At 68.7% G+C, this 13858-nt stretch carries 9 protein-coding genes and 1 tRNA gene; 9 read left to right on the top strand and 1 reads right to left on the bottom strand.

Annotated elements, in window-relative coordinates:
* Positions 1 to 50: 50 nt before the first annotated feature.
* The 3 genes from BM342_RS10685 to BM342_RS10695 all read left to right on the top strand — a co-directional run bounded on the left by BM342_RS10685 (position 51) and on the right by BM342_RS10695 (position 4081).
* Positions 51 to 1508, top strand: a complete 1458-nt coding sequence (locus tag BM342_RS10685; RefSeq protein WP_092965542.1) for a glutamate synthase subunit beta — start codon at positions 51 to 53, stop codon at positions 1506 to 1508.
* A 76-nt stretch (positions 1509 to 1584) separates the two neighbouring features.
* Positions 1585 to 3000 (top strand): pyruvate kinase, encoded by a 1416-nt coding sequence (gene pyk / locus BM342_RS10690; RefSeq protein WP_092965544.1) that lies wholly within the window; start codon positions 1585 to 1587, stop codon positions 2998 to 3000.
* Between the two features lie 166 nt (positions 3001 to 3166).
* Positions 3167 to 4081: an alpha/beta fold hydrolase gene (locus BM342_RS10695; RefSeq protein WP_092965546.1), complete on the top strand. Its 915-nt coding sequence runs from the start codon at positions 3167 to 3169 to the stop codon at positions 4079 to 4081.
* A gap of 22 nt (positions 4082 to 4103) precedes the next feature.
* On the opposite strand, the gene BM342_RS10700 is transcribed toward BM342_RS10695, so the two are convergent.
* A tRNA-Leu gene (locus BM342_RS10700) sits at positions 4104 to 4186 on the bottom strand.
* A 36-nt stretch (positions 4187 to 4222) separates the two neighbouring features.
* On the opposite strand from BM342_RS10700, the gene BM342_RS10705 reads away from it, so the two are divergent.
* The 6 genes from BM342_RS10705 (at position 4223) to uvrB (ending at position 13823) form a co-directional block, all read left to right on the top strand.
* Entirely contained in the window at positions 4223 to 4828 is a 606-nt protein-coding gene (locus tag BM342_RS10705; protein WP_092965548.1) for an ANTAR domain-containing response regulator, read from the top strand.
* A gap of 166 nt (positions 4829 to 4994) precedes the next feature.
* Positions 4995 to 7685 (top strand): DNA polymerase I, encoded by a 2691-nt coding sequence (polA, locus tag BM342_RS10710; RefSeq protein WP_092965550.1) that lies wholly within the window; start codon positions 4995 to 4997, stop codon positions 7683 to 7685.
* 14 nt (positions 7686 to 7699) lie between these two features.
* Positions 7700 to 9364 (top strand): DUF885 domain-containing protein, encoded by a 1665-nt coding sequence (locus BM342_RS10715; RefSeq protein ID WP_092965552.1) that lies wholly within the window; start codon positions 7700 to 7702, stop codon positions 9362 to 9364.
* 171 nt (positions 9365 to 9535) lie between these two features.
* Positions 9536 to 10984 (top strand): 30S ribosomal protein S1, encoded by a 1449-nt coding sequence (rpsA, locus tag BM342_RS10720; RefSeq protein WP_092965554.1) that lies wholly within the window; start codon positions 9536 to 9538, stop codon positions 10982 to 10984.
* Positions 10985 to 11084: 100 nt separating this feature from the next.
* Entirely contained in the window at positions 11085 to 11699 is a 615-nt protein-coding gene (gene coaE, locus BM342_RS10725) for a dephospho-CoA kinase (protein WP_092965556.1), read from the top strand.
* Positions 11700 to 11756: 57 nt separating this feature from the next.
* Positions 11757 to 13823 carry an excinuclease ABC subunit UvrB gene (uvrB, locus tag BM342_RS10730; RefSeq protein WP_092965558.1) on the top strand — a complete coding sequence of 689 codons (2067 nt, stop codon included), beginning with the start codon at positions 11757 to 11759 and terminating at the stop codon, positions 13821 to 13823.
* The last annotated feature ends 35 nt before the right edge of the window (positions 13824 to 13858 follow it).

Here is a 13858-nt window from a genome sequence, read left to right on the forward strand (position 1 = left end):
GACGGTGATCTGGACTCGACCTGCACCCACGAACTGCATGGAGGTGCCTGGTGGCTGACCCGAAGGGCTTTCTGAAGGTCACCGAGCGCGAGCTGCCCAAGCGGCGCCCCGTGCCGGTTCGCATCATGGACTTCAAGGAGGTCTACGAGCAGGGCGACCCCGCCCAGCTGCGTCGGCAGGCCGGTCGGTGCATGGACTGCGGCATCCCGTTCTGCCACCAGGGCTGCCCGCTCGGCAACCTGATCCCCGAGTGGAACGACCTCATGTACCGCGGCGAGGGCCGCGCTGCCGTCGAACGCCTGCATGCCACGAACAACTTCCCCGAGTTCACGGGCCGGCTGTGCCCGGCCCCGTGCGAGTCGGCGTGCGTGCTCGGCATCAACCAGCCCGCCGTGACCATCAAGCAGGTCGAGGTCTCGATCATCGACCAGGCGTTCGGAAGCGGATGGGTGCAGCCCCAACCCCCGGGGCGCCTGACCGGCAAGACCGTCGCGGTCGTCGGTTCGGGCCCCGCGGGACTGGCGGCGGCACAGCAGCTGACCCGCGCCGGTCACACGGTCGCCGTCTACGAGCGCGACGACCGCATCGGCGGGCTGCTGCGCTACGGCATCCCCGACTTCAAGATGGAGAAGAAGCACATCGACCTGCGCATCGCGCAGATGACCGCAGAGGGCACGCGCTTCCGCGCAGGCGTGGACATCGGCGTCGATCTGACGTGGGCGCAGCTGCGGGAGCGCTTCGACGCGGTCGTCGTCGCGACCGGTGCGATGGTGCCGCGCGACCTTCCCATCCCCGGGCGCGACCTGCCCGGCGTGCACTTCGCCATGGAGTACCTGACGCAGTCCAACCGCACGGTGGCCGGCGACCAGGTCTTCGACCAGATCTCCGCAGAGGGCAAGCACGTGATCGTCCTCGGCGGCGGCGACACCGGAGCCGACTGCATCGGCACCGCGCACCGTCAGGGTGCGCTCTCGGTCACCAACCTCGCGATCGGTCGGCAGCCCGGAGCGGAGCGCCCCGACCACCAGCCGTGGCCGATGCACCCGACGCTCTTCGAGATGCAGAGCGCCCACGAAGAGGGCGGCGAGCGCCAGTACCTGGCGTCGACGGTCGAGTTCCTCTCGAACGAGAGCGGCGAGCTCCGGGCCATCCGCATCGCGGAGACCGAGTTCGTCGACGGTCGACGCGTGCCGAAGGCCGGCACGGAGCGAGAGCTCCCCGCCGACCTCGTACTGCTCGCGCTCGGCTTCACCGGGCCCGAGACCGCGCTGACCGACGAGCAGCTCGAGCTGCCGTCCGACGCCCGCGGTAACTTCGCCCGTGGCGCCGACTACGCGACCTCGCTGCCCGGCGTGTTCGTGGCCGGCGACGCCGGGCGCGGCCAGTCGCTCATCGTGTGGGCGATCGCCGAGGGCCGTGCTGCGGCATCCGCCGTCGACCGGTACCTTGAAGGAAAGACGGACCTGCCGAGTCCAGTGCCTGCGACCGCTCGAGCGTTCGCCATCTGACCCCGATGCGCAGCCTGCGCGTCACCCCACCCCAACCCCCGACTTCCCGCGGGGATACAGCTTGGAGCACAACCACATGAGACGAGCGAAGATCGTCGCCACCCTCGGGCCGGCGACATCGAGCTACGAGCAGATCCGCGCGATCATCGATGCGGGCGTCGACGTCGCACGGATGAACCTCAGTCACGGCAGCTACGACGTGCACGAGGGCGTTTACCAGAACGTGCGGAAGGCCGCGAACGACAGCGGCAAGGCCGTGGCCGTGCTGGTCGACCTGCAGGGCCCGAAGATCCGTCTCGGCAAGTTCGCCGACGGTCCCCACGAGCTCGCCGAGGGCGACATCTTCAAGATCACCACCGAAGACGTGGTCGGCACGAAGGAGCTCGTCGGCACGACGTTCAAGGGCCTGCCCCAGGACGTCAAGCCCGGCGACTTCCTGCTCATCGACGACGGCAAGGTGCGCGTCGAGGTCGTCGAGACCGACGGCGTGGTCGTGACGACCAAGGTCATCGTCGCCGGTCCGGTCTCGAACAACAAGGGCATCAACCTGCCCGGCGTCGCGGTCAACGTCCCCGCGCTCTCCGACAAGGACGAGGCCGACCTCCGTTGGGGCCTCGAACTCGGCGCCGACCTCATCGCGCTCTCGTTCGTGCGCAACGCGGCCGACATCGAGCGCGTGCACGAGATCATGGACGAGGTCGGACGCCGCGTGCCCGTGGTCGCCAAGATCGAGAAGCCGCAGGCGGTCGATGCGCTCGAGGAGATCACCGAGGCGTTCGACGCCATCATGGTCGCCCGTGGCGACCTCGGCGTCGAGCTTCCGCTCGAGGCCGTGCCGATCGTGCAGAAGCGCGCGGTCGAGATCGCGCGTCGCCTCGCGAAGCCGGTCATCGTCGCGACGCAGATGCTCGAGTCGATGATCCACAGCCCCGTGCCGACCCGTGCAGAGACCTCCGACGTCGCCAACGCGATCCTCGACGGCGCCGACGCGGTCATGCTCTCCGGCGAGACCAGCGTGGGGGAGTACCCCGTCATCACCGTGCAGACGATGGCGCGCATCGTCGAGTCGACCGAGAAGCACGGCCTGGAGCGCATCGCCCCGCTCGGCACCAAGCCGCGCACGCAGGCCGGTGCGATCACCCTCGCGGCCGTCGAGGTCGCCGACTTCGTCGAGGCGAAGTACCTCTGCGTGTTCACGGAATCGGGCGAGACGGTGCGCCGCATGTCGCGCCTGCGCTCGGACATCCCGATCCTCGCGTTCACGCCCGACCCCGCCATCCGGCGCCGCATGGCGCTGAACTGGGGCGTCGAGTCGTTCGTCGTCGAGCGCGTGACCCACACCGACCAGATGGTCGGCCAGGTCGACGAGGCGCTCGGCCGCACGGGCCGCGCCGCGAAGGGCGAGAAGGTCGTCATCATCTCGGGTTCCCCTCCCGGAATCCCGGGCACCACGAACGACGTGCGCGTGCACGTCGTCGGCGAGGTGCTCTGAGCCGAACCGTCGATGGCCCGCCCGCTCCGCGAGGAGCCGGCGGGCCATCGCCGTCTCCGGCGCCGCGGCCGGCTCGTGGCTCGTGGCCGACCGCACGGGGCACGCCACGGCCCGAGGTCGTGCGCGAGGTCGTGCGCGAGCGGTGCGCGCGTGGGAGACTGGCGTCATGCGAGGCCCGGTGTCGGCGCAGCCCGACGATGTCGATGGTCGCTCGCGTCGGAGGCCGAGGCACTCGGAGACGACGCTTGCAGAGCGCTGGACGCGCGTCGACGGCGTCGACGTGTTCTACCGCGAGTCCCCGGATCCGCCCGAAGGCCGCCCGGCGATGATGCACGTGCACGGATTCGGGCTCTCGGGTCGGTACCTGCTTCCCACGGCCGAACGGCTCGCTGACGACTTCCACACGCTCGTGCCCGACCTGCCGGGATTCGGTCGCAGCGGCAAGTCGGCGACGGCGCTCGACGTGCCGGACCTCGCCCACGCCGCGGCCAGGTTCCTCGACGATCGCGGCATCGAGCGCGTGACGCTCGTCGGCAACTCGATGGGGTGCCCGGTCATCTGCGAGTTCGCGCATCACTACCCCGACCGCATCGAGCGCGCGGTGCTCGTCTCTCCCGCCGGCGGGGTCTTCAACCAGCCGCTCCGCAGGGCCATGGCGCAGATCAGCCGCGACGGCACGCGCGAGCCCGTCGGGTTGATGCGGGTCGTCACGCCCGACTATCTGCGCTTCGGCGTGCCGAGCACGGTTCGCATGTTCAAGGCGCTCACGTCGTATCCGTCGCTCGAGCGGCTGCTCGCCCTGCACGTGCCGACCCTCGCCGTGCTGGGGGATCGCGATCCGCTCATGCCCGGACACGAGCGGGTCCGCACCGTCGCCCAGCAGACCGACAACCGGCTGCTGCTGGTCCGCATCGAGGGCGCGGCGCACGCCATCAACTTCAGCCACTCGGGCGAACTCGCTCACCTGATCAGGCTGTTCATGGCCGATCGGCCCATCGTCGACGACCCGGAGTCGCCGGGTCATGCGCGGTTGTACGAGATCCACCGGGGCTCGCAGCATCCGTCGGCACGCGAGGAATGACCGAGGGGTCGCGTCGAGACGGTGCCGGTGGTGGGGGTCGAACCCACACGCCCTTTCGGGCAAAGCATTTTGAGTGCTCCGCGTCTGCCATTCCGCCACACCGGCCAGAGGCCTCGCCCAGAATACCGTAGGCTTTCCTCCGTGACAGACAGCGAACAGACCCAGTCGGCCCCGCGCCGCGTCGTCGTGGCAGAGGACGAGTCGCTGATCCGACTCGACATCGTCGAGATCCTCCGTGACAACGGCTTCGAGGTCGTCGGTGAGGCCGGTGACGGCGAGACTGCGGTCCAGCTCGCCACCGAGCTCCGCCCCGACCTCGTCATCATGGACGTGAAGATGCCCCAGCTCGACGGCATCTCCGCCGCAGAGCGCCTCTCGAAGGGCCACATCGCCCCGGTGGTGCTGCTCACGGCGTTCAGCCAGAAGGAGCTCGTCGAGCGAGCCAGCGAGGCGGGTGCGCTCGCGTACGTCGTCAAGCCGTTCACGCCGAACGACCTGCTTCCGGCGATCGAGATCGCCCTCGCCCGGTACGCGCAGATCATCGCCCTCGAGGCCGAGGTCGGCGACCTCGTCGAGCGGTTCGAGACGCGCAAGCTCGTCGACCGGGCCAAGGGCCTGCTCAACGAGAAGATGGGCCTCACCGAGCCCGAGGCGTTCCGCTGGATCCAGAAGGCGTCGATGGACCGTCGTCTCACCATGAAGGACGTCTCGCAGGCCATCATCGAACAGCTGGCCGCGAAGAAGTAGACCACCCCGAACGAACGACGGATGCCGCGACGAGACGCCTCGTCGCGGCATCCGTCGTTCCGCCGACCATCGCCTATCACCATCGCCTATCACCGTCGACGTCGCGACCGGGTCGCGGGCCGGTCGGGCGCGTCCCGGTGTCGGCGGCCGCTTGTAGGCTTGGCGGGTGCCAGACGCAGACAAGCCCACCCTTCTCGTGATCGACGGCCACTCGTTGGCGTTCCGGGCGTTCTACGCCCTCCCGGTCGACAGCTTCACCACGCGCGACGGGCAGCACACGAACGCCATCCACGGGTTCCTCTCGATGCTGCTCCTGCTGCTCGCCAACGAGAACCCGACGCACCTCGCGGTCGCGTTCGACCTGTCGCGCTCGTCGTTCCGCACGCGCGAGTACCCCGAGTACAAGGGCACGCGGGGCGAGACGCCCGTCGAGTTCAAGGGGCAGGTGCCGCTCCTCCAGGAGGCGCTGCGGGCCATGGGCATCACGACCCTCGAGAAGGAGGACTTCGAGGCCGACGACATCCTGGCGACCCTCGCGAAGCGCGGCCGTGCCGACGGATACCGGGTGCTGCTGGTCTCGGGCGACCGCGACACGATCCAGCTCGTGAACGACGACGTCACGCTGCTCTACCCGAACACGCAGGGCGTGTCCCAGCTCAAGCGCTACGACCCGGCCGCCGTCACCGAGCGCTACGGCATCCGTCCCGAGCAGTATCCCGACGTCGCCGCCCTCGTCGGCGAGACGAGCGACAACCTCATCGGCATCACGAAGGTCGGCGAGAAGACCGCGGTCAAATGGCTCGGCCTGTACGGCGACCTCGACGGCATCCTCGAGCACGCCGATGAGATCAAGGGCGTCGTCGGGCAGAACCTCCGCGACCAGCGCGAGAACGCGATCCGGAACCGTCGCCTCAACCGGCTCGTGACCGACGTCGAACTCGACGTGAAGCTCGACGACCTCGAGGCGAAGCCGATCGTGCTCGACGACGTGCGGCCGCTGTTCGAACGCCTCGAGTTCCGCACGCTGCTCGAGCGGCTCGCGAAACTCGTCGACGCCGCCGGTACGGGCGCCTCGACCAGCTCGAACGACTCCGCGGAGCCCGAGGCCCCGACGGCCTCGGCGCCGAAGGCGCCAACGGCTCAGTCGCTGACCGGCGATGAACTCGCAGCCTGGCTCGAGCGTGCCGAAGAGGCCGAGCCCGCGGGCCTCGGTCTCAGCGTCGACGTGCTCGACGGCGAGGTCATCGGCGCCGGCATCGCGACATCGACCGAGAGCGTCCGCCTGTCCTGGCGCCCCGATGACGAAGGCCTCGCCCCGTTCGAGCGCTGGCTCGCCGGTCCGTCGCCCAAGGTCATGACCGATGCGAAGGGGCAGCTCAAGGCCATGGCCCGCTCCGGGCTCGCCGTCGACGGCCTCGTGCTCGACACGCTCGTCGCAGCCTGGTTGCTGCGACCGAGCCTCACCGAGCGTTCGCTCGCAGACCTCGTCGACGCTCACCTCGGCGAGACCCTCCCGCAGGCGGATCCTGCGCTGCTCGTGCCCGAAGAGGGCTCCGACGCGGGTGCCCCCGAATTCGCCTGGTATACGCTCCGCCTGGCTCCGCTGATCCTCCGCGCGCTGCCCGAGCGAACGCGCGAACTGCTCGCCGACGTCGAGATGCCTCTGGTGCCGGTACTCGCCGCCATGGAACTCCGCGGCGTCACGGTCGATCGCGGCGAACTCGGCGCGCTGTCGGCCGAGCTCGGTGATCGCGCCGCGGCGCTGGCCGCAGCCGCGTTCGCGGAGATCGGCCGCGAGGTGAACCTCGGCTCGCCCAAGCAGCTGCAGGAGGTGCTGTTCGACCAGCTCGGCATGCCGAAGACGCGCGCGACCAAGACCGGCTACACGACCGACGCGAGCGCGCTGATCGACCTCCAGGAGTCGAACCCGCATCCGTTCCTCGGGTTCCTGCTCGAGCACCGCGACGCGACGAAGCTCCGCCAGATCGTCGAGTCGCTCGACAAGTCGGTCGCAGCAGACGGGCGCATCCACACGACATACGGCCAGATCGGCGCAGCCACCGGTCGCATGTCCTCGAACGACCCCAACCTGCAGAACATCCCCACGCGCACCGAAGACGGGCGCCGCATCCGCAAGGCGTTCCGCCACGGCGCGGAGTACGTCGAGCTGATGACGGCCGACTACTCGCAGATCGAGATGCGCATCATGGCGCACCTCTCAGGCGACCCGGGGCTCATCGAGGCCTTCAACGCCGGTGAAGACCTCCACCGCTTCGTCGGCGCCCGCGTCTTCTCGGTCGACCCCGCCGATGTCACGCCGCTCATGCGCACCAAGGTCAAGGCCATGTCCTACGGCCTGGCCTACGGGCTCAGCGCCTTCGGCCTGTCGAAGCAGCTGCGCATCGATCGCGCCGAGGCGACCCAGCTCATGAAGGAGTACTTCGAGCGGTTCGGCTCCGTACGCGACTACCTCCGCGGCGTGGTCGAGCAGGCGCGCATCGACGGGTACACCGAGACGATCTTCGGTCGTCGCCGCCCGTTCCCCGACCTCACGAGCCCCAACCGCGTGCACCGCGAGAACGCGGAGCGCGCTGCGCTCAACTCGCCGATCCAGGGCTCGGCGGCCGACATCATGAAGATCGCGATGACGACCGTCGAGGCCGAGATCGCGGCGCGCGGCATGTCGAGCCGCATGCTGCTCACCGTGCACGACGAGCTCATCTTCGAGGTCGCGGCGGGCGAGTCGAAGGTCCTCGAGGCCGTCGTCCGCGAGCGCATGGCCGGCGCGGCCGACCTGCTCGTGCCGCTCGACGTCTCGGTGGGCCGGGGCAGCGACTGGGAGGATGCCGCCCACTGAGTAGGCTCGTGGTCATGTCATCGAGCGAGCGCATCCCCACTGAAATCGATCGGATCGCGGAGGACTGGGTCGACACGATCGTCGACCTCAGCCCGACGCTCGGCACCTACATCGGCCGGAAGGACGCCGACGCACGCTTCGGCGATCTCTCGCCCGAGGGGATCGAGCAGGTGGTCGAGGCCAAGCGCCGCACGATCGCCCGTCTCGACGCGGCTGCGATCGCCGACGACGTCGACACCGTGACGTTCACCGATCTCCGCGCGGAACTCGCGCTCGACGTCGAGGCGCACGAGGCGGGCCTTCCGTTCCGCGACCTCAACGTGATCGCGAGCCCCTCGCAGGAACTCCGCGAGGTGTTCGACCTCATGGCGACCGACGGCGCCGACGACTGGGGCACGATCTCGACGCGCCTCGACGCGCTGCCCGGTGCGCTCGACGGGTACGTGCGAACCCTTCGGCTCGGCATCGAACGCGGCACGGTCCCGGCCAAGCGCCAGGTGCGCCAGGTCGCCGCCCAGGCGCGCAAGCTCGAGCGGGTCGACGGCTTCTTCGCCGAGTTCGTGCAGGGCGCTCCCGAGAGCCTGCCCGCTTCGCTGCGCGGTGAGCTCGATGCCCGCGCCGGCGGCGCAGGCGAGGCGTACGGACGGTTCGCCGAGTTCCTCGAGCAGGAGCTGCTGCCGGCAGCAGGCGACGCTGACGCGGTCGGCCGCGACATCTACGCGCTGCAGTCCCGGCATTTCCTCGGTGCCGTGATCGACCTCGACGAGACGTACGAGTGGGGCATCGAGGAGCTCGCGCGCATGGTCGCGGAGCAGGAGGCCATCGCTCAGGAGATCGTGCCAGGGGCATCCGTCGCCGAGGCGATCGCGTTCCTCGACAACGACGGCAGCCGCAAGCTGCACGGCACCGACGCGTTGCAGCGCTGGATGCAGGAGGTGAGCGATCGTGCGGTGGCAGAGCTCGGGGCGACCCAGTTCGACATCCCCGAGCAGATCCGAACGCTCGAATGCATGATCGCGCCCACCCAGTCGGGCGGCATCTACTACACCGGCCCGACCGACGACTTCTCGCGGCCCGGACGCATGTGGTGGGCGGTGCCCGAGGGCGTCACGGAGTTCGACACCTGGCGGGAGCTCACGACGGTTTACCACGAGGGCGTGCCGGGCCACCACCTGCAGATCGGGCAGGCGGTCGTCAACCGAGGCAAGCTCAACACGTGGCGACGCCAGCTGGCCGGCACCTCGGGCCACGCCGAGGGCTGGGCCCTGTACGCCGAGCGCCTGATGCAGGAACTCGGATACCTCGACGATCCCGCCGACCGGCTCGGCATGCTCGACGGCCAGCGCATGCGCGCGGCCAGGGTGGTGCTCGACATCGGCGTGCACCTCGGCAAGCAGCGCCCCGACGGCCAGGGCGTCTGGACCGGCGAGTACGCCTTCGAGTTCCTCGGGCGGAACGTGAACATGGAGCAGGGCTTCATCGACTTCGAGGTGAACCGCTACCTCGGATGGCCCGGTCAGGCGCCGTCGTACAAGGTGGGCCAGCGCATCTGGGAGCAGCTGCGCGACGACGCACGGCGCCGAGAGGGCGCGGACTTCGACATCAAGGAGTTCCACCGTCGTGCGCTCGATCTCGGGGGAGTGGGCCTCGACACCCTCCGCTCGAGCCTGCTCGGCTGACCGGCCGGCGGGTGACACGCCGCGACACGCCCGGCTTGCCGTGCTCGCTCGGAGTCCGCTAGGATTGAATGTCACTTCTGTGACGATCCTGTCCGCATGCCCATCGCGGAACCAACATAACGCTCTACCGCGCGATGGGCTCGATTCTGTCCTTTACGGAGCATTCACTACATGACAACCGCAACGACCAAGGCACCCAAGCAGGTCGCTATCAACGACATCGGATCTGCTGACGATTTCCTCGCCGCGGTCGAGAAGACTTTGAAGTTCTTCAACGACGGCGACCTCATCGAGGGCACCGTCGTGAAGATCGACCGCGACGAGGTCCTCCTCGACGTCGGCTACAAGACCGAGGGCGTCATCCCCTCGCGTGAGCTTTCCATCAAGCACGATGTCGACCCCAGCGAGGTCGTCGGCGTCGGCGACACCGTCGAGGCGCTCGTTCTCCAGAAGGAGGACAAGGAAGGCCGCCTCATCCTGTCGAAGAAGCGTGCGCAGTACGAGCGCGCGTGGGGCGACGTGGAGAAGATCAAGGAAGCCGATGGCGTCGTGACCGGTACGGTCATCGAGGTCGTCAAGGGCGGCCTGATCGTCGACATCGGCCTCCGCGGCTTCCTCCCGGCGTCGCTCATCGAGCTCCGCCGCGTGCGCGACCTCACGCCGTACCTCGGCCAGGAGATCGAGGCCAAGATCCTCGAGCTCGACAAGAACCGCAACAACGTCGTGCTCTCGCGCCGCGCGCTCCTCGAGCAGACGCAGTCCGAGTCGCGTTCGACGTTCCTCGCCAACCTGCACCCGGGCCAGATCCGCAAGGGTGTCATCTCGTCGATCGTCAACTTCGGTGCGTTCGTCGACCTCGGTGGCGTCGACGGTCTCGTGCACGTCTCCGAGCTCTCGTGGAAGCACATCGAGCACGCCAGCGAGGTCGTCGAGGTCGGCCAGGAGGTCACCGTCGAGGTGCTCTCCGTCGAGCTCGACCGCGAGCGCGTCTCGCTGTCGCTCAAGGCGACGCAGGAGGACCCGTGGCAGGTCTTCGCCCGTACCCACGCGATCGGCCAGGTCGCACCGGGTAAGGTCACGAAGCTCGTTCCGTTCGGTGCGTTCGTTCGCGTCGCCGACGGCATCGAGGGCCTCGTCCACATCTCCGAGCTGTCGGGCAAGCACGTCGAGCTCGCAGAGCAGGTCGTGTCGGTCGGCGAAGAGGTCTTCGTCAAGGTCATCGACATCGACCTCGAGCGTCGCCGCATCTCGCTCTCGCTGAAGCAGGCGAACGAGGGCGTCGACCCCGAGGGCACCGAGTTCGACCCGGCGCTCTACGGCATGCTCACCGAGTACGACGAGCAGGGCAACTACAAGTACCCCGAGGGCTTCGACCCCGAGACCAACGAGTGGCGCGAGGGCTTCGAGGCCCAGCGCGAGAAGTGGGAGCAGGACTACGCTGCCGCTCAGGAGCGTTGGGAAGCGCACAAGAAGCAGGTCGCCTCGGCGAACGCTGCTGCTGCTGCCGACGACTCGTTCGGTTCGGGCTCCGCTTCGTACTCGAGCGAATCGGCCGGCGCGGGCACCCTCGCCGACGACGCCTCGCTCGCTGCGCTGCGCGAGAAGCTGTCGAGCAACTAGTACGGATCCGATCCGCACACGGAAGGCCGGTCCCCATCGGGGGCCGGCCTTCCGGCGTTCCAGGCCGCGGGGCGATGGTCTGCGTCACTAGAGTGGAGTCGTGTATCTGATCGGCCTCACGGGCGGCATCGCCTCAGGAAAGTCCACGGTCGCCAGGCGACTCTACGAGCACGGCGCGGTGCACATCGACGCCGACCAGCTGGCTCGGCGCGTGGTCGAACCCGGCACGTCCACGCTCGCGGCGGTCGCCGAGGCGTTCGGGCCCGCGGTCCTCCGTCCCGACGGCTCGCTCGACCGCGCAAGGGTCGGCGAGCTCGTGTTCACGGACGACGAGGCTCGCGCGAAGCTCAACGCGATCGTGCATCCGGCCGTCCGCGAACTCTCGTCGCGGCTCATCGCGAAGGCCGAGGCGGACGACCCCGACGCGGTCGTCGTCTACGACGTGCCGCTGCTCGTCGAGGCATCCGTCGATCATCCCTTCGACCTGATCGTGGTGACGAGCGCCCCCCGCAAGACGCAGCTGAGGCGACTCGTCGAGGATCGCGGACTCGACCCCATGCAGGCCGAGGCCCGAGTCGACGCCCAGGTCGCGAACACCGAGCGCCTCGCGATCGCCGACGTCGTCATCGACACCGACGGCACGCTCGCGCACACCATGAGCCAGGCCGACGCGCTGTGGCTCCGCGTCGTCGAAGAGCAGCGCGCCCGAGCATAGGCCGGGAGTCCTGCGGAGCCGGCCGTCGTGTCAGAGGTCGAACCTAGACTTGAGAGCATGCAGGCCACCCGATCCGTCCGACCGTTCGAGGTCGTCAGCGAGTACGTGCCGAGCGGCGACCAGCCGGCTGCGATCGCCGAACTCGCGGGCCGCATCAACGCCGGCGAGACCGATGTCGTGCTCCTCGGAGCGACCGGCACCGGCAAGTCGGCGACCACCGCATGGCTCATCGAGCAGGTGCAGCGTCCGACGTTGGTGCTCGCGCACAACAAGACGCTCGCGGCACAGCTCGCCACCGAGTTCCGCGAGCTCATGCCCAACAACGCGGTCGAGTACTTCGTCTCGTACTACGACTACTACCAGCCAGAGGCCTACGTGCCGCAGACCGACACCTTCATCGAGAAGGACTCCTCGGTCAACGCTGAGGTCGAGCGGTTGCGGCACTCGACGACGAACTCGCTGCTGAGCAGGCGCGACGTCGTGGTCGTCTCGACCGTTTCGTGCATCTACGGTCTCGGCACCCCCGAGGAGTACCTGAAGGCGATGATGCCGCTGCAGGTCGGCCAGCAGGTCGACCGCGACTGGTTGATCCGCAAGTTCGTGTCGATGCAGTACCAGCGCAACGACGTCGACTTCTCGCGCGGCACGTTCCGCGTGCGAGGGGACACGATCGAGATCATCCCCGTCTACGAGGAGCTCGCGATCCGCATCGAGATGTTCGGCGACGAGATCGAGGCGCTGTACACCCTGCACCCGTTGACCGGCCAGGTGGTCGCGAAGCCCGACGCCGTGCCGGTGTTCCCGGGCTCGCACTACGTCGCGAGCACGGACGTCATGCAGCGGGCCATCGGCACCATCCGCACCGAGCTCGAAGAGCGGCTCGTCGAACTCGAGCGCGAGGGCAAGCTGCTCGAGGCGCAGCGACTTCGCATGCGGACGACCTTCGACCTCGAGATGATGGAGCAGATCGGCTTCTGCTCCGGCATCGAGAACTACTCGCGGCACATCGACGGACGTGCACCCGGCGAGGCCCCGCACTGCCTGCTCGACTACTTCGCCGACGACTTCCTCGTGGTCATCGACGAGTCGCACGTCACCGTTCCCCAGATCGGCGCGATGTACGAGGGCGACTCGTCGCGCAAGCGCACGCTGGTCGAGCACGGATTCCGACTGCCGAGCGCGCTCGACAACCGCCCGCTGAAGTTCGACGAGTTCAAGAACCGCATCGGTCAGGCCGTCTACCTCTCGGCCACGCCGGGTCGCTACGAGATGGGCATCGCCGACGGCGTGGTCGAGCAGATCATCCGCCCGACCGGTCTCGTGGACCCGCAGATCGTCGTGAAGCCGTCCAAGGGGCAGATCGACGACCTCCTCGAGGAGATCCGGGTGCGCGCCGAGCGAGACGAGCGCGTGCTCGTGACGACGCTCACGAAGCGCATGGCCGAAGAGCTCACCGATTACCTCACCGAGGCCGGGGTGCGAGTCCGCTACCTCCACTCGGATGTCGACACGCTGCGTCGCGTCGAACTGCTCACCGAGCTTCGGGCGGGCGTCTACGACGTGCTCGTCGGCATCAACCTGCTGCGCGAGGGCCTCGACCTGCCCGAGGTCTCCCTCGTGGCGATCCTCGACGCCGACAAGGAGGGCTTCCTCCGGTCGTCGACCTCGCTCATCCAGACCATCGGGCGCGCGGCGCGCAACGTCTCGGGCGAGGTGCACATGTACGCCGATGTGCTCACCGACTCGATGAACGCCGCCATCGAGGAGACCGAGCGCCGACGCGAGCGCCAGATCGAGTACAACCGCGCGAACGGCATCGACCCGCAGCCGTTGCGCAAGCGCATCGCCGACATCACCCAGCTCCTCGCACGCGAGGAGGCCGACACTGCAGCGCTGCTCGCAGGGCGCGACACCCGCAAGAAGTCCCCGGTGCCGAACCTGCGCCGCGAGGGCATCGCAGCCGAAGGCGCGAACGACCTCGAAGAGCTGATCCGCGACCTGAACGACCAGATGCTGGTGGCCGCCGGCGAGCTGAAGTTCGAGCTCGCGGCTCGCCTTCGCGACGAGGTGTCCGAGCTCAAACGCGAACTCCGTCAGATGGAGAAGGCGGGCCATCTCGCCTGAATCGAACATATGTTCGCTCAGAGCGCGTGCCCTCA

The organism is Agromyces sp. CF514 (assembly GCF_900113185.1).
Lineage (GTDB): Bacteria > Actinomycetota > Actinomycetes > Actinomycetales > Microbacteriaceae > Agromyces.

What these genes read in the sequence shown, in the direction of transcription:
- pyk (WP_092965544.1), top strand. Translation starts at nt 1,585, where the DNA reads ATGAGACGAGCGAAGATCGTCGCCACCCTCGGGCCGGCGACATCGAGC.
- BM342_RS10695 (WP_092965546.1), top strand. Translation starts at nt 3,167, where the DNA reads ATGCGAGGCCCGGTGTCGGCGCAGCCCGACGATGTCGATGGTCGCTCG.
- BM342_RS10715 (WP_092965552.1), top strand. Translation starts at nt 7,700, where the DNA reads ATGTCATCGAGCGAGCGCATCCCCACTGAAATCGATCGGATCGCGGAG.
- rpsA (WP_092965554.1), top strand. Translation starts at nt 9,536, where the DNA reads ATGACAACCGCAACGACCAAGGCACCCAAGCAGGTCGCTATCAACGAC.
- uvrB (WP_092965558.1), top strand. Translation starts at nt 11,757, where the DNA reads ATGCAGGCCACCCGATCCGTCCGACCGTTCGAGGTCGTCAGCGAGTAC.